At 71.0% G+C, this 15,364-nt stretch carries 12 protein-coding genes; 6 read left to right on the top strand and 6 right to left on the bottom strand.

What is annotated here, in order from left to right; translation table 11 throughout:
• Position 1: 1 nt before the first annotated feature.
• Positions 2-3,148 (bottom strand): isoleucine--tRNA ligase, encoded by a 3,147-nt coding sequence (gene ileS / locus ACFVYR_RS23615; RefSeq protein ID WP_384255916.1) that lies wholly within the window; start codon positions 3,146-3,148, stop codon positions 2-4.
• Positions 3,149-3,740: 592 nt separating this feature from the next.
• On the opposite strand from ileS, the gene ACFVYR_RS23610 reads away from it, so the two are divergent.
• The 5 genes from ACFVYR_RS23610 (at position 3,741) to ACFVYR_RS23590 (ending at position 8,748) form a co-directional block, all read left to right on the top strand.
• The gene (locus ACFVYR_RS23610) at positions 3,741-4,808 is read left to right on the top strand and encodes a TraR/DksA family transcriptional regulator (RefSeq protein WP_384255913.1); all 1,068 of its coding nucleotides are present in this window, start codon (positions 3,741-3,743) and stop codon (positions 4,806-4,808) included.
• Between the two features lie 79 nt (positions 4,809-4,887).
• Entirely contained in the window at positions 4,888-5,517 is a 630-nt protein-coding gene (gene lspA / locus ACFVYR_RS23605; protein ID WP_384255910.1) for a signal peptidase II, read from the top strand.
• Between the two features lie 64 nt (positions 5,518-5,581).
• Positions 5,582-6,523 carry an RluA family pseudouridine synthase gene (locus ACFVYR_RS23600; RefSeq protein ID WP_384255907.1) on the top strand — a complete coding sequence of 314 codons (942 nt, stop codon included), beginning with the start codon at positions 5,582-5,584 and terminating at the stop codon, positions 6,521-6,523.
• Positions 6,520-6,990 carry a GNAT family N-acetyltransferase gene (locus tag ACFVYR_RS23595; protein WP_384255904.1) on the top strand — a complete coding sequence of 157 codons (471 nt, stop codon included), beginning with the start codon at positions 6,520-6,522 and terminating at the stop codon, positions 6,988-6,990. Before ACFVYR_RS23600 ends, ACFVYR_RS23595 begins: the two co-directional genes overlap by 4 nt.
• Before the next feature lie 171 nt (positions 6,991-7,161).
• Entirely contained in the window at positions 7,162-8,748 is a 1,587-nt protein-coding gene (locus ACFVYR_RS23590) for a Na+/H+ antiporter (protein WP_384255902.1), read from the top strand.
• An 18-nt stretch (positions 8,749-8,766) separates the two neighbouring features.
• On the opposite strand, the gene ACFVYR_RS23585 is transcribed toward ACFVYR_RS23590, so the two are convergent.
• Positions 8,767-9,876: a mechanosensitive ion channel family protein gene (locus ACFVYR_RS23585; protein WP_384255899.1), complete on the bottom strand. Its 1,110-nt coding sequence runs from the start codon at positions 9,874-9,876 to the stop codon at positions 8,767-8,769.
• Positions 9,877-9,919: 43 nt separating this feature from the next.
• Here ACFVYR_RS23585 and ACFVYR_RS23580 point away from each other — a divergent pair, with 43 nt between their 5' ends.
• Positions 9,920-10,489 carry a dienelactone hydrolase family protein gene (locus ACFVYR_RS23580; protein WP_384255896.1) on the top strand — a complete coding sequence of 190 codons (570 nt, stop codon included), beginning with the start codon at positions 9,920-9,922 and terminating at the stop codon, positions 10,487-10,489.
• Between the two features lie 13 nt (positions 10,490-10,502).
• Here the strand turns inward: ACFVYR_RS23580 and ACFVYR_RS23575 are convergent, their stop codons facing one another.
• The 4 genes from ACFVYR_RS23575 to ACFVYR_RS23560 all read right to left on the bottom strand — a co-directional run bounded on the left by ACFVYR_RS23575 (position 10,503) and on the right by ACFVYR_RS23560 (position 15,188).
• Positions 10,503-12,170 carry an alkaline phosphatase D family protein gene (locus tag ACFVYR_RS23575; protein ID WP_384255893.1) on the bottom strand — a complete coding sequence of 556 codons (1,668 nt, stop codon included), beginning with the start codon at positions 12,168-12,170 and terminating at the stop codon, positions 10,503-10,505.
• Positions 12,171-12,253: 83 nt separating this feature from the next.
• Positions 12,254-13,054 carry a DsbA family protein gene (locus tag ACFVYR_RS23570; RefSeq protein WP_384255890.1) on the bottom strand — a complete coding sequence of 267 codons (801 nt, stop codon included), beginning with the start codon at positions 13,052-13,054 and terminating at the stop codon, positions 12,254-12,256.
• A 42-nt stretch (positions 13,055-13,096) separates the two neighbouring features.
• Positions 13,097-13,783: a hypothetical protein gene (locus ACFVYR_RS23565; RefSeq protein WP_384255931.1), complete on the bottom strand. Its 687-nt coding sequence runs from the start codon at positions 13,781-13,783 to the stop codon at positions 13,097-13,099.
• A gap of 76 nt (positions 13,784-13,859) precedes the next feature.
• Entirely contained in the window at positions 13,860-15,188 is a 1,329-nt protein-coding gene (locus ACFVYR_RS23560; RefSeq protein WP_384255887.1) for a DUF2252 domain-containing protein, read from the bottom strand.
• Between the last annotated feature and the right edge of the window lie 176 nt (positions 15,189-15,364).

The raw sequence follows: 15,364 nt of genomic DNA, 5'->3' as shown, positions 1-15,364 counted from the left end.
CCTACGCCTTGCGGAGGCGGAACGTCAGCTTCAGGGAGTCGTCCGTGAACGGCTCCCCGAATGTGTCGTCCGCCTCACCCGAGGTGAACTCCGTGGCGAGGACCTCGTCGGCGATGAGCCCGGAGTGGTCGGACAGCGCCGTCACGACCTCCGCGTCCGGGGAGGTCCAGCGCAGGGCGATCCGGTCCGCGACGTCCAGGCCGCTGTTCTTGCGGGCCTCCTGGATGAGGCGGATCGCGTCGCGGGCCAGGCCCGCGCGGCGCAGCTCCTCGGTGATCTCCAGGTCGAGGGCGACGGTGGCGCCGGACTCGGACGCCACCGACCAGCCCTCGCGCGGGGTCTCCGTGATGATGACCTCGTCGGGCGCGAGCGTCACGCTCTCGCCGTCGACCTCGACCGAGGCCGTGCCCTCGCGCAGGGCCAGGGAGAGCGCGGCGGCGTCGGCCTCGGCGACGGCCTTGGCGACCGCCTGGACGCCCTTGCCGAAGCGCTTGCCGAGAGCCCGGAAATTGGCCTTGGCGGTGGTGTCGACCAGTGAACCGCCGACTTCGGAGAGCGACGCCAGCGAGGAGACGTTGAGTTCCTCGGTGATCTGGGCGCGCAGCTCGGGGCCCAGCGCCTCGAAGCCGGCCGCCGCGACGAGCGCGCGGGACAGCGGCTGACGGGTCTTGACGCCCGACTCCGCGCGCGTGGCACGGCCGAGCTCGACCAGGCGGCGCACCAGGACCATCTGCTTCGACAGCTCGGGGTCGATCGCCGACAGGTCCGCCTCGGGCCACGAGGTCAGGTGCACCGACTCCGGGGCGTCCGGGGTGACCGGCACGATCAGGTCCTGCCAGACACGCTCGGTGATGAACGGTGTCAGCGGGGCCATCAGGCGCGTGACCGTCTCGACGACCTCGTGCAGGGTGCGCAGGGCCGCCTTGTCGCCCTGCCAGAAGCGGCGGCGGGAGCGGCGCACGTACCAGTTGGAGAGGTTGTCGACGAAGACGGACAGGAGCTTGCCCGCGCGCTGGGTGTCGTAGCCCTCCAGGGCCTGGGTGACCTGGTCGGTGAGCGCGTGCAGCTCGCTGAGGAGCCAGCGGTCCAGGAGCGGGCGGTCGGCGGGCGCCGGGTCGGCGTCGCTGGGGGCCCACTTCGACGTACGGGCGTAGAGCGCCTGGAAGGCCACCGTGTTCCAGTACGTGAGGAGCGTCTTGCGGACGACCTCCTGGATGGTGCCGTGGCCCACGCGGCGGGCCGCCCAGGGGGAGCCGCCGGCCGCCATGAACCAGCGGACCGCGTCGGCGCCGTGCTGGTCCATGAGCGGGATGGGCTGGAGGATGTTGCCCAGGTGCTTGGACATCTTGCGGCCGTCCTCGGCGAGGATGTGGCCGAGACAGACCACGTTCTCGTAGGACGACTTGTCGAAGACCAGGGTGCCGACGGCCATCAGCGTGTAGAACCAGCCGCGGGTCTGGTCGATGGCCTCCGAGATGAACTGCGCCGGGTACCGGCTCTCGAAGAGCTCCTTGTTCTTGTACGGGTAGCCCCACTGCGCGAACGGCATCGAGCCCGAGTCGTACCAGGCGTCGATGACCTCCGGCACGCGCGTGGCCGTCGATCCGCAGCCCTCCTGCGGGCAGGTGAAGGTGATCTCGTCGATGAACGGGCGGTGCGGGTCGAGCTCCGACTGGTCCTTACCGGTCAGTTCGGTGAGTTCGGCGCGCGAGCCGACGCAGGTCAGGTGGGACTCCTCGCAGCGCCAGATGGGCAGCGGGGTGCCCCAGTAGCGGTTGCGGGAGAGCGCCCAGTCGACGTTGTTGGTCAGCCAGTCGCCGAAGCGGCCGTGCTTGACCGAGTCGGGGAACCAGTTGGTCTTCTCGTTCTCCTCGAGGAGACGGTCCTTGATGGCCGTGGTGCGGATGTACCAGGACGGCTGCGCGTAGTAGAGCAGGGCCGTGTGGCAGCGCCAGCAGTGCGGGTAGCTGTGCTCGTACGCGATGTGCCGGAAGAGCAGGCCGCGGTCGTCGAGGTCCTTGGTGAGCGTTTCGTCGGCCTTCTTGAAGAAGACACCGCCCACGAGGGGGACGTCCTCCTCGAAGGTGCCGTCGGGGCGGACCGGATTGACGACCGGCAGGCCGTACGCGCGGCAGACCTTGAGGTCGTCCTCACCGAAGGCGGGGGACTGGTGGACCAGACCGGTGCCGTCCTCGGTGGTGACGTAGTCGGCGTTGACGACGTAGTGCGCGGGCTCCGGGAACTCCACGAGTTCGAACGGACGTTGGTAGTTCCAGCGCTCCATTTCGGCGCCGGTGAAGGTCTCGCCGGTGGTCTCCCATCCTTCGCCGAGTGCCTTCTCGACGAGCGGCTGGGCGACGACCAGCTTCTCCTCGCCGTCCGTCGCGACGACGTAGGTCACGTCGGGGTGCGCGGCGACGGCGGTGTTGGAGACCAGGGTCCAGGGGGTCGTCGTCCAGACCAGGAGGGCGGCCTCGCCCGCGAGGGGACCGGAGGTGAGGGGGAAACGGACGTAGACGGAGGGGTCGACGACCGTCTCGTAGCCCTGCGCCAGCTCGTGGTCCGAGAGGCCCGTGCCGCAGCGCGGGCACCAGGGGGCGACGCGGTGGTCCTGGACGAGCAGGTCCTTGTTGAAGATCTCCTTCAGGGACCACCAGACCGAGTCCACGTACTCCGGGTTCATCGTCCGGTACGCGTCGTCGAGGTCGACCCAGTACCCCATGCGGGTCGTCAGCTCGGCGAAGGCGTCGGTGTGCCGGGTCACGGACTCGCGGCACTTGGCGTTGAACTCGGCGATGCCGTACGCCTCGATGTCCTTCTTGCCGTTGAAGCCCAGCTCCTTCTCGACGGCGAGCTCCACGGGGAGGCCGTGGCAGTCCCAGCCGGCCTTGCGGGCCACGTGGTAGCCCCGCATGGTGCGAAAGCGAGGGAAGACGTCCTTGAAGACGCGGGCCTCGATGTGGTGGGCGCCCGGCATGCCGTTGGCGGTGGGCGGGCCCTCGTAGAACACCCACTCGGGGCGGCCCTCGGACTGTTCGAGGCTCTTGGCGAAGATCTTCTGCTCGCGCCAGAAGTCGAGCACGGCGTGCTCGAGGGCGGGCAGGTCGACCTGGGCGGGCACCTGGCGGTACTGCGGCGGCGTATTCAACGAGTCCTCCGGCGGATGTGCTGCCTTCCGTCGGAGGGACGAGAGCTTGTGCGCCTGTTGCGGCGCGCTCCCGCGGTACCACCCTCCTTGGCCCTCCGGTACGGGGTCCGTGCCGGTGAGCCCCCTCATTGGGGTCGCGATACCGGGTCTACTCGCCTCGCCTTGAGGGCCTCGGCTTTCTTCCGGCGGCTCCGGGGTGATCTTCACGTCGTGCCGGCCCCCGGGCTCACACCGTCCCCGGGTCGCTCATGGCTGCGTACGCCGCTACTCGTCCCCATCCACGCTTCTCGCTGCCGCCCAGTGTACGGCGCCCGGGGAGGCGGGGCCGACCGGTTTTCCGGGAGTCCGGCGGCGGCCGGGGACGGGGGAGCGGAGTGACCCGAATGGCGACATGCGGGCCGGACGGTTCCGGGCGTGCGGTGAGCGGCGGATTACCCGGCAGGGAGTTGGGCACAACGCATGCAGACTCGCCGTGCGGGGCCCGCGGGGCGGGCGGATCTGGCGGCGTGCCCCGTTGCCGCGGGCCCGGAGTCGATTTATCGTCCCAGCACGATTCGCGTGCAAGATCACAATATGTGAAGGGGCCGCGGCCATGGTGGCGAAGAAGACCGCCGAACAGCATTCGGCGTCCGGCAGATCCACCGGCGCCGCCGCGGTGACGTCCAAGGACGTGAGCGGCAAGAAGCGTGCGGGGGCCGCGGGGGCGGCCCGGAAGACCGCGACCGGGAAGGCCGCCGCCACCGCTGCCGCCTCTGCGGACGAGGCGGTCTCCGAGAGCGTCGCCAAGAAGGCCGCGGCGAAGAAGAGCCCGGCCAAGAAGACCGCCGCCAAGAAGGCCGTCCCGGCGAAGAAGGCGGCCGAGAAGAAGAGCGCCACGCACGAGGGCAGGAGCGCGGCAGAGGCGCCCCCGGCCAGGAAGCGCCCGGCCACGGAGGGTGCCGCCGAGGCGGGCGCGACCACCGAGCGCACGGCCAAGAAGACCACGGCCAAGAAGACCACGGCCAAGAAGAGCGCTGCCAAGAAGACCACGACCAAGAAGAGCGCGGCCGAGGCGGGACCGGAGACGGACCGCACCGCCGCGAAGCGCACGAGCAAGAGCACGGGCAAGAGCAAGAAGACGGTCGCGTCCGCGGCCGAGGATGCGGCTGAGGCCGCGGAGACGACGGGAGCCACGACGGTGGTTGCGAAGAAGACTCCGGGCACGGCGACAGCAGCGAAGACGCCCACGGCGGTGCCCAAGGCACGGGCGGGCGCGGCGGAGCCGGGTGAGCTCGCGGTCCGGCCCGGCGAGGACCCCTGGACTCCGCAGGAGGTCGACGAGGCCCGCACGGAGCTGCAGAGCGAGGCGCTGCGGCTGGGCAGCGAGATCGCGTCCTCCGAGGAGGCCCTCGCCGGCCTCATGCGGGACTCCGGGGATGGCGCGGGCGACGACGACGCGGACACCGGCACGAAGAACATCACGCGGGAGCACGAGATGTCGCTCGCGGCCAACGCGCGGGAGATGCTGGAGCAGACCGAGCGCGCCCTGGAGCGCCTGGACGCGGGGACGTACGGCCTCTGCGAGAACTGCGGCAATCCGATCGGCAAGGCGCGGATGCAGGCCTTCCCGCGCGCGACGCTGTGCGTGGAGTGCAAGCAGAAGGAGGAACGGCGCTACTGAGAGCACGGCCTGGGCACCGGGGGCCGTACGGGTGTGCCGTACGCTCTCCCCAGTCAGGTACCTAGGTTGAGGGACTCACGTGGCAGAGGCGGAGCGCATCATCGGTACGCCGGACATCCCCGAGGCGGCTGGGACGGAGCCGGAGCAGTCCGGCCAGGACTCCGACGGAACGGCGGCGGGCACGCCCGGCGACGCCGCGGGTCAGGACGGGCGGCAGGGCAGGGGCAGGCGCAGGATCGCCGTGCTGTTCGTGGTGGCCGTCTTCGCGTACGCCCTGGACCTGATCAGCAAGATGCTCGTGGTGGCGAAGCTGGAGCACCACGAGCCGATCGAGCTCGTCGGGGACTGGCTGCGCCTCTCCGCCATCCGGAACGCGGGCGCCGCGTTCGGCTTCGGCGAGGCCTTCACCGTGATCTTCACCTGCATCGCGGCCGCCGTCATCGTGGTCATCGCCCGGCTCGCCCGCAAGCTGTACAGCCTGCCGTGGGCGATCGCGCTCGGCCTGCTGCTCGGCGGGGCGCTGGGCAACCTCACCGACCGCCTGTTCCGCGCGCCCGGCGTCTTCGAGGGCGCGGTGGTCGACTTCATCGCCCCGAAGGGCTTCGCGGTCTTCAACCTCGCGGACTCGGCGATCGTCTGCGGCGGCATCCTGATCGTGCTGCTCTCCTTCCGCGGCCTGGATCCGGACGGCACCGTCCACAAGGACTGATGCCGGGGCCGGTGTGACGGGCCTGTGGTGCGGGAGTGTCGGTGGCCTCCTGCATACTCAATGGGTGAGCACGATTCCCGAGATCCGAACCCTGCCCGTGCCGGACGGCCTGGAGGGCGAGCGCGTCGACGCCGCCATCTCGCGCATGTTCGGGTTCTCCCGTACGAAGGCCGCCGAGCTCGCCGCGGCGGGGAAGGTCTCGGTCGACGGCTCGGTGGTCGGCAAGTCCGAGCGGGTGCACGGCGGCGCCTGGCTGGAAGTGGAGATGCCGCAGGCGCCCGCTCCGGTGCAGGTCGTCGCCGAGCCCGTCGAGGGCATGGAGATCGTGCACGACGACGACGACATCGTCGTGATCGTCAAGCCGGTCGGCGTGGCCGCGCACCCGAGCCCCGGTTGGACCGGCACGACGGTGATCGGCGGTCTCGCGGCGGCCGGGTACCGGATCTCCACCTCTGGTGCCGCCGAGCGGCAGGGCATCGTGCACCGCCTGGACGTGGGCACGTCCGGCCTGATGGTGGTCGCCAAGTCCGAGCGCGCGTACACCTCGCTCAAGCGCCAGTTCAAGGAGCGCACGGTCGACAAGCGCTACAACGCGCTGGTGCAGGGCCACCCCGACCCGATGAGCGGCACCATCGACGCCCCGATCGGCCGCCACCCGAACCACGACTACAAGTGGGCGGTCACGGCCGAGGGCAAGCCCTCCGTCACGCACTACGACCTGATCGAGGCGTTCCGCGCGGCCTCGCTGCTCGACATCAAGCTGGAGACGGGGCGCACCCACCAGATCCGCGTGCACATGTCGGCGCACCGCCACCCCTGCGTGGGCGACCTGACGTACGGCGCGGACCCGACGCTCGCCAAGCGCCTCGGCCTCACCCGCCAGTGGCTGCACGCCGTGCGGCTCGGCTTCGAGCACCCGGGCGACGGGCAGTGGGCGGAGTTCGAGAGCGAGTATCCGGACGACCTCCAGCAGGCGCTCGACCGGGTGCGGGCGGAGAGTTCGTGAGCGGAGTGACGGTCCGGGTCGCGGAGGGCACCGACGACCTGGAGGCCTGCTTCGCGGTCCGCGAGGACGTCTTCGTCACCGAGCAGCGGGTGCCCGCCGAGCTGGAGTACGACGCGTACGACGCCGGGGCGGTGCATGTCCTGGCCGTGCGCGAGGACGGCGTCCCGCTGGGCACGGGCCGGCTCCTCACCGGCGAGGCGGCGGCCGTCAAGAACGGCGGGCAGGCCGGGGTGGGCGCGCTCGGCCGGCTCGCCGTCACGAAGTCCGCGCGCGGCCTCGGCGTCGGGGCCCTGCTGGTCGGCGCCATCGAGGACGCGGCACGCGCGCGTGGCCTGACCGCGGTGGACCTGCACGCGCAGACACACGCCCTGGGCTTCTACGAACGCCTGGGATACGAGGTGTACGGGCCGGAGTTCCCCGACGCGGGGATCCCGCACCGGGCGATGCGCAAGTCGCTGGACCGGTAGCGTCACCGAGCCTGCCGGAACACTGGGAAAGGCATCGCGAGAGGCATCGCGCGAGGCATCGTGCCACGGCGCCGCGAGCACGACTCCGAGGGGCCATTGATCCGATTATTGGCCGACGCGTGGCAGGGTTGAGGTCTTGATCGTTCAAGTCTCGACGCCGGAGGGCACACCGTGGATCAACTGGCACTGGTGCTCATCTTGCTGCTCGGAGCCGTGCTCACCGTGCCACTGGGGGACCGGCTTGGGCTGCCCGCGCCGGTCCTGATGACGCTGGCGGGGATCGGCATGGCGCTGCTCCCGTTCGTGCCCAACGTCGAGATCCCGCCCGACTTCATCCTTCCGCTGGTCCTGCCGCCGCTGCTGTACGCCTCCGTGCAGCGCACCTCGTGGCGGCAGTTCACGGCCAACATCCGCCCCATCTTCCTGCTCGCCGTCGCGCTGGTGTTCGTGACGACGGCGGCGGTCGCCGCGATGGCCAACGCCATAGTGCCGGGGCTGCCGCTCGCGGCGGCCGTGGCGCTCGGGGCGCTCGTCGCGCCGCCCGACCCCGTCGCCGCGACCGCGGTCGCCGGGTCCCTCGGACTGCCGCGCAGGCTCGTGTCGATCCTGGAGGGCGAGGGGCTCTTCAACGACGTCACGGCGATCGTGCTCTACCACGTGGCGATCGCGGCGGCGATGAGCGGAACCTTCTCCCTGCCGTCCGCCGCCGGGCTGCTCGTCCTCTCGGGCGTGGTCGCCGTCGTCGTCGGCCTGGTGCTGGGCTGGCTCACCAACAAGCTGATGGGGCTGCTCGGCGACGCCACCCTGCAGACCGGCATGACGCTCCTCGTCCCGTTCGTCAGCTATGTCCTCGCCGAGGAGCTGCTCGGCTCCGGCGTGCTCGCCGTCCTGACCACCGCGCTCTACCTCGCGGAGAACGCCGTCGACGCCGACGACGTGCTCGGGCGGATCACCGGCCAGACCTTCTGGCAGATCGTCGACACCCTGGTCACCGGCATCGCGTTCGGGCTCATCGGCCTCGAACTACACAACGTCTTCGGCATCGCCAAGGGCCACCAGTGGCAGATGTACGGGTGGGGCGCGGCGATCGTCGCGGTCGTGGTCGGCGTACGACTGCTCTGGCTGCTGCCCGCGACCTGGCTGGCCAAGCGGCTGCACAAGCGGCGGGACGTCGACGAGGAGATCCCGACCACCTGGCGCGAGACCGTCGTGATGTGGTGGGCGGGGATGCGGGGCGTGGCCTCCGTGGCGCTGGCGCTCGCCATTCCGCTCAAGACGGACGACGGCACTCCGTTCCCCGCCCGCGACGAGATCATCTTCATCGCGTTCTGCGTGATCATGGCGACCCTCGTCGTCCAGGGGCTCACCCTGCCCTGGCTGGTGCGCAAGCTCAACGTACGCGCCGACGCCGACGCGGAGCGCGAGCTGGAGCGCACGCTCGCGCTGCGCGCCGCCAAGGCCGCCAAGCGGCGCCTCAAGGAGATCGAGGACGTCGAGGAGCTGCCCGACGACCTGTCCGAGCGGCTGCACCGCGGCGCCCTCGACATCGGCGCCAGGATCAGCCCCGACCTGCTCGACGACGAGCGGCGCGCCCGGTACGCCAAGCGCGTCGACCGGCTGAAGGCCGTCCAGCGCATCCAGCGCGACATGATGTCGGCCGCGCGCCACGAGGTGCTCGCGGCGCGCAGCGAACCCGGCGCCGACCCCGAGGTCGTCGACCGGGTCCTGCGCCACCTCGACGTACGCAGCCTGCGGTGACCGGCGCGCGGACCGGTGTCAGCCCCGGCCCGTGCGCGGCGCTTGGGGCGGGAACGGCTCGCGCCTGCGGTGGCCGTTGGCCGCCGGCGGTTCGATGGGCTCGACGGCCGAGACGGTGGTGACCCGCGGCAGCGCGTAGGAGTGGTGCTCGGTGAGCCAGCGGACCAGCTGCTCGCGCACCGTGACCCGCACCGTCCATATGTCGTCCGCGTCCTTGGCGGTGACCAGGGCGCGGACCTGGATGGTGCTCGTCGTGGTGTCCGTGACCGCGAGGCCCCAGTCCCTGCCGTCCCACGCCGCGCAGTCGCGCAGGACGTCGTGGAGCTTCTCGCGCATCAGGTTGATCGGCGCCGAGTGGTCCAGCTGGAAGAAGACGGTGCCGGTCATCTCGGAGCTGCCCCGCGACCAGTTCTCGAAGGGCTTCGACGTGAAGTACGAGACCGGCATGGTGATCCGGCGCTCGTCCCAGGTGCGGACGGTCAGGAAGGTCAGGGTGATCTCGTCGACCGTGCCCCACTCGCCGTCCACCACCACCGTGTCCCCGAGCCGCACCATGTCGCCGAAGGCGATCTGCAGCCCCGCGAAGAGGTTGCCGAGGGTGGACTGCGCGGCGACACCGGCGACGATGCCGAGGATGCCCGCGGAGGCGAGCAGCGAGGCGCCCGCCGCCTGCATGGCGGGGAAGGTGAGCAGCATCGCGGCGACGGCCACGACGCCGACGATCGCGGTGACCACGCGCTGGATGAGGGTCACCTGCGTACGCACCCGGCGCACCCTGGCCGGGTCGCGGTGCATGGCGGCGTAGCGCGCGTACGACGACTCGACGACGGCCGCCGCGATCCGCACGATCAGCCAGGCCGTGGAGCCGATCAGGACGAGGGTGAGGGCCCGGCCGATCAGCATCGAGTGGTCCTTGGTGAGCTTGGCCTCACCGTAGGACCCTCTCAGCAGCGCGGTGCACAGGACGACTTGCAGGGGGACGCGGCCACGGCGCAGCAGGCCCCACAGCGGGGTGTCGTGGCGCCGCTCGTCGGCCCGGCGCAACAGCACGTCGACCATCCAGCCGACGACCAGCGTGAGCACGACCGAGCCGCCGATCACGATCAACGGACGCAGTACGTTCTCCATGCCTCCGAGAGTAGGGGTACCGGCCAAATGGCACGATGGCCCCATGAACATCATGCTTTTCCACTCGACGTACGGGCAGCGGCCCGCGGTGCACGCGGCGGCCGACCGGCTGCGCGCCGCGGGGCACGAGGTCTGGACCCCTGACCTCTTCGAGGGCCGCGTGTTCGACGACGTCGAGGAAGGAAGGGCCTTCCAGGAGGAGCTCGGCAAGGACGAGCTCCTGAAGCGGGCGATCCTCGCCGCCGCGCCCTACTCGGAGCGTGGCCTCGTCTACGCCGGTTTCGCGCTCGGCGCCGCCACCGCCCAGACCCTCGCCCTCGGCGACGCGAAGGCGCGCGGGCTGCTGCTCCTGCACGGCACCTCCGACATCGCGGAGAACGCGTCCGTGGACGACCTGCCGGTGCAGCTGCACGTCGCCGAGCCCGACCCGTTCGAGTCCGACGACTGGCTGAGCGCCTGGTACCTGCGGATGGGCCGGGCGGGGGCCGATGTGGAGGTCTACCGCTACGCGGGCGCCGGGCACCTCTACACCGACCCGGACCTGGACGACTACGACGCCGAGGCCGCGGAGACGACGTGGCGCACGGCGCTCGGCTTCCTGGAGACGCTCTGACCGTCGCCGCGTATCAGCGCACCGGCGCGTCCACCCGCTCGACCTTCTGCGTGCCGCTGAGGGTGCGGTACGAGCGGAGCCAGGCCGAGGTCGCCCCGGGGTCGGTCCGGTCGGAGACGGCGTAGTAGTCCATCTGCGAGCGCTCGGCGGTGACGTCGAGCACTCCGTAGCCGTGCGCGTCCATGTCCAGCCACTTCACATGGCGGTTGGCGGCCCTGATGGCGCCCGCGGCCACCAGGGAGACCGTGTGCGGGGCGACGTGGAGCATGTCGTCGATGTTGTCGGAGCTCACCGAGGTGACCACGAACTCCGTGGCGGCGGAGGCCGAGAGCGGGTAGGTGGCCGCCTTGACCGGTACGTCGTTCGCCCAGGCCATGTGGATGTCACCGGTCAGGAAGACGGTGTTCCGGATCTTCCGGTCGCGCAGGTGGGCGATGAGTTCCTTGCGGTCGTCCGGGTAGCCGTCCCACTGGTCGGTGTTGACGGCGAGGCCCTCCTTGGGCAGGCCGAGCAGCTCGGCGAGGGGTTGGAGGAGGTGGGCCGGCAGCGAGCCGAAGGCGACAGGGGAGATCATCACCGAGGTGCCGACCAGTTTCCAGGCCGCGTCCGATGAGGCCAGGCCCGCCTTCAGCCAGTCGAGCTGGGCCCGCCCCGTGATCGAGCGGTCCGGGTCGTCGACCGCGCCGCTGCCGAATCCGGCCTGCTCGGAGCGGAAGGACCGCAGGTCGAGCAGGTGCAGGTCGGCGAGGCTGCCGTAGCGGACGCGGCGGTAGACGGTGCCCTCGGTGGAGGGGCGCACCGGCATCCACTCGAAGTACGCCTGCTTCGCCGCGGCCATGCGCCCGGCCCAGCCGCCCTCCGTCTCCGGGGAGTGGTTCACCGCCCCGCCCGACCAGGCGTTGTCGGCGAACTCGTGGTCGTCCCAGATCGCGATGACCGGATGCGCGGCGTGCATCGCCTGCGCGTCGGGGTCGGTCTTGTGGGCGCCGTGCCGGGTGCGGTAGTCGGCGAGCGTGGTGATCTCGTGCCGCGGCTCGTGCGGACGTACGACGTACTCGGCGGACGGGTACTCGCCGCTCCTGTACTCGTAGATGTAGTCGCCGAGGTGCAGGACGGCGTCGAGTTCGGAGCGGGCCGCGAGATGGCGGTACGCGGAGAAGTACCCCGCCTCCCAGTTGGCGCAGGAGACCACTCCGAAGCGGACGCCGGGCGCCGCGGCGTCGTGGGCGGGGGCGGTACGGGTGCGGCCCACGGGTGAGTGGACCGGGGATCCGCCGCCCGCGGAGAAGCGGTAGTAATAGGTGGTCGCCTGGCGCAGGCCCCTTACATCGGCCTTGACCGTGTGGTCGCCGGCGGCCCGTGCGGTGGTGCTGCCGCGTCCGACGATCCGGGTGAACCCCTTGTCCTCGGCCATCTCCCAGCTCACCTCGGTGTCGGGACCCTTGCCGGATCCCGGCACGGCCTCGGCGGTGGGCGTCACGCGGGTCCAGAGCAGGACACCGTCGGGCAGCGGATCTCCCGAGGCGACGCCGTGGTGGAAGGCGGGGCCGTCGGCGGCGTGCGCGGGTATGGAGGTGAGCGGTGCGGCGAGGGCGGCGCCTGCGGCTGCGGCCTTGACGACCGTACGGCGGCTCGGGGCAGGGGAGTTGAGCGACGAATGAAGATCGTTTTGACTGGTCACGGATGATGACGATACGGACCGGTCATCGCGCGAGGGGGACGAACTCCTGAAGTTCGCCCCCCTCTTGAGTGCTGTTCAGTCCGCTACTTCGTGACGCCCGCCTTCTTCAGGGCGGCCTTCCACGCGTCGGGGTTCTTCGGCGTCTCGACCACCTTCCCGTTGATCTTGATGGTCGGGGTGGACTCCACGCCCTTGGCCGCCTGGAAGGAGTCGCTCATCGTGAGGGCCCAGCGGTCGAAGGTCCCCTTCTCGACGGCGCTCTTGAACTTGTCGTTGTTCTTGAGGGCGTCCACGGTGTTCGCCACCTTGATCAGGTACGTGTCGTCGGCGAAGTCGTCGGCGCTCTCCTGGGGGTGGTACTTCGCCGAGTACAGGGCGCTCTTGTACTCCAGGAACGCGTCGGGGCTGACGTCCAGGGCGGCGCCGAGCGCGCTGAGGGCGTTCTTCGACCCGACGCCCGAGAGGTTGTTGTCGAGGAACGTCCCGATGGTGAAGTTCAGCTTGTAGTCGCCGTCCTTCATGCCCTTGTCGATCGCGGAGCCGATGGACTGCTCCATGGCCGCGCAACCGGGGCAGCGCGGGTCCTCGTACAGGTGGACCGTGTTCTTCGTGCCGGACTTGCCGATCGTGACCGTCGTGCCGTCCTCGCCCGAGGTGTTCGCGGGCTTGACCAGCTTCTTGTCCTTGGCCTCTTCCCAGTAACCCGGCTTGTTGGACTGCATGACGGCGTAACCGACACCGCCGGCTATCGCGAGGACACCGACGATGGAGACACCGACGATGACGGCGCGCTTGCGCTTCTCCCGCTTGCGCTCGGCCTCCTGCTGGGCGCGGATGCGCTCGCGGGCGGCGGACTTGGCGGCCTGGCTGTTGCGCTTGCTCATGATCGTTCTCTCCGTGTACGTGACTGCGTGGGGTGGCTGTGCTCAGGCGTGGACGGCCGGGCAGGGCGGTCCACGCCTCCCCACGAAGTGCACGAGCAGCCGCGTGCGCGCCGCCGGCAGGACCCGGCGGCCGGGGCGCGGCAGGCGGCGTACGGGCGGCCGGGACGTGGTGACCGCGGCGACCGCGATCAGCAGGGGCCGGAACGTGGCGGCGGCGACCGCGCGCAGCAGCTGGGCGAGGGCCCGCTCGCCGCGCCGCAGCCAGGCCGCCGCGACGAGGCCCACGCCGATGTGCGCCCCGAGTAGCAGCCAGGCGGCGCCGGGGTCCACGTCGGCGAGGAGCGCGGCGGCGTCGTGCCCCTCCGCGGTCATGCGGGACAGCGGGGTCCCGACGGGCGTCCCGCCGCACAGCACGTCGAGGCCGACGGAGCGCAGCGGGCCCGCGACGGGACCGCCGGCCTCCCCGTAGCAGACGTGCTGTCCCGCGGTGAACACCGTGTCGGCGGCCAGCTCAAGGGGGATCAGCAGGGCGGCGATCCGGCCGTAGCCGCGCTCGCGCCCCGCCGTCGCGTACGCGACGGCGAAGACGGCGGCGGCGATCCCCGCGACGGTGGCCGGCGGCAGGGGGGCACGGGACAGCAGCACGTGCGACGCGGCGGAGAGCGTCACGACGAGTGCCGTGAAGAGCGCCGCGCGCACGGCTCTGAGCTGGATCCCGGACATGTCCATCGTCCAGGAGTGTGCCATGTCTTCCTGTGGGGGCTCCTTAAAGGTGCCTTTGAATCGCCCCGGGGCGGCCGGAGGGCTACAGGCCCGGAATACGGCCGTTGCGGAAGAGGTCGACGAAGATCTGGTGGTCCTCACGCGCGCGCGCTCCGTAGAGGTGCGCGAAGTCCACGAGCAGCTCACCGAAACCGGCCTCGTCGGCCGCGATGGCGGCGTCGATGGCGCGCTCCGTGGAGAACGGCACCAGCTCCGAGTGGCCGCTCTCGTCGTCCGCGGCGGCGTGCATCGTGGCGGTGGCGCGGCCCAGGTCGGCGACGACCGACGCGATCTCGTCCAGGTCGTCGATGTCCGACCAGTCCAGGTCCACCGCGTACGGCGAGACCTCGGCGACCAGCTGTCCCGCGCCGTTCAGCTCGGTCCAGCCGAGCCACGGGTCGGCGTGCGCCTGCAGTGCGCGCTGCGAGATGACCGTGCGGTGGCCCTCGTGCTGGAAGTAGCCGCGGACGGCGGGGTCCGTGATGTGGCGCGAGACGGCGGGCGTCTGCGCCTGCTTGAGGTAGATCACGACGTCGTTCTCCAGGGCGTCGCTGTTGCCCTCGAGGAGGATGTTGTACGAGGGCAGGCCCGCGGAGCCGATGCCGATGCCGCGGCGGCCGACGACGTCCTTCACGCGGTAGGAGTCGGGGCGGGTGAGCGAGGACTCCGGGAGCGTCTCCAGATAGCCGTCGAAGGCGGCGAGCACCTTGTACCGCGTGGCGGCGTCGAGCTCGATGGAGCCGCCGCCCGGCGCGAAACGGCGCTCGAAGTCGCGGATCTCCGTCATCGAGTCGAGCAGGCCGAAGCGGGTCAGGGAGCGGGCGTCGCGCAGCGCGTCCAGGAGGGGGCCCTGGGCGGTGTCCAGGGTGAAGGGCGGCACCTCGTCGCTCTTGGCGCCGGTGGCCAGGTCGTGGATGCGCGCGCGGTAGGCCGCGGCGTAGACCCGCACCAGCTCGGTGATCTGCTCGTCGCTGAGCGCCTTGGAGTAGCCGATCAGGGCCACGGAGGCGGCGAAGCGCTTCAGGTCCCAGGTGAAGGGGCCGACGTACGCCTCGTCGAAGTCGTTCACGTTGAAGATCAGGCGGCCCTGGGCGTCCATGTACGTGCCGAAGTTCTCGGCGTGCAGGTCGCCGTGGATCCACACCCGGCCCGTACGGTCGTCGAGGTAGGGGCCGCCGTGCTGCTCGCGCTCCAGGTCGGCGTAGAACAGGCAGGCCGTGCCGCGGTAGAAGGCGAAGGCGGAGGAGGCCATCTTCCGGAACTTCACCCGGAACGCGGCGGGGTCCGCGGCAAGCAGCTCGCCGAACGCCGTGCCGAAGACGGCGAGGATCTCCTCGCCGCGCTGCTCAGCCGTGGGCTGCGGGACCGACATCGCTGGGTGCCTCCTGGTGCGGGGTGGTGCGTGACATGGGGGCGGACGCGCCGCCCCCTGGGGACGGCTGTTCCGTCCCTTCCAACGCTCGACCGTACCCCCGAGTGCCCGTCGGCTGTCAGTGCGCGGGATTAGACTTCGGCGCTGTCCCCCCAGACTGCCCGCAGCCTGTCACC

It is taken from the genome of Streptomyces sp. NPDC058284, from assembly GCF_042881135.1.
In the GTDB taxonomy this organism is placed as follows: Bacteria; Actinomycetota; Actinomycetes; order Streptomycetales; family Streptomycetaceae; genus Streptomyces.
Note: the sequence above shows the minus strand (reverse complement) of the source record. Positions and strands in the feature narration are given on the sequence as shown.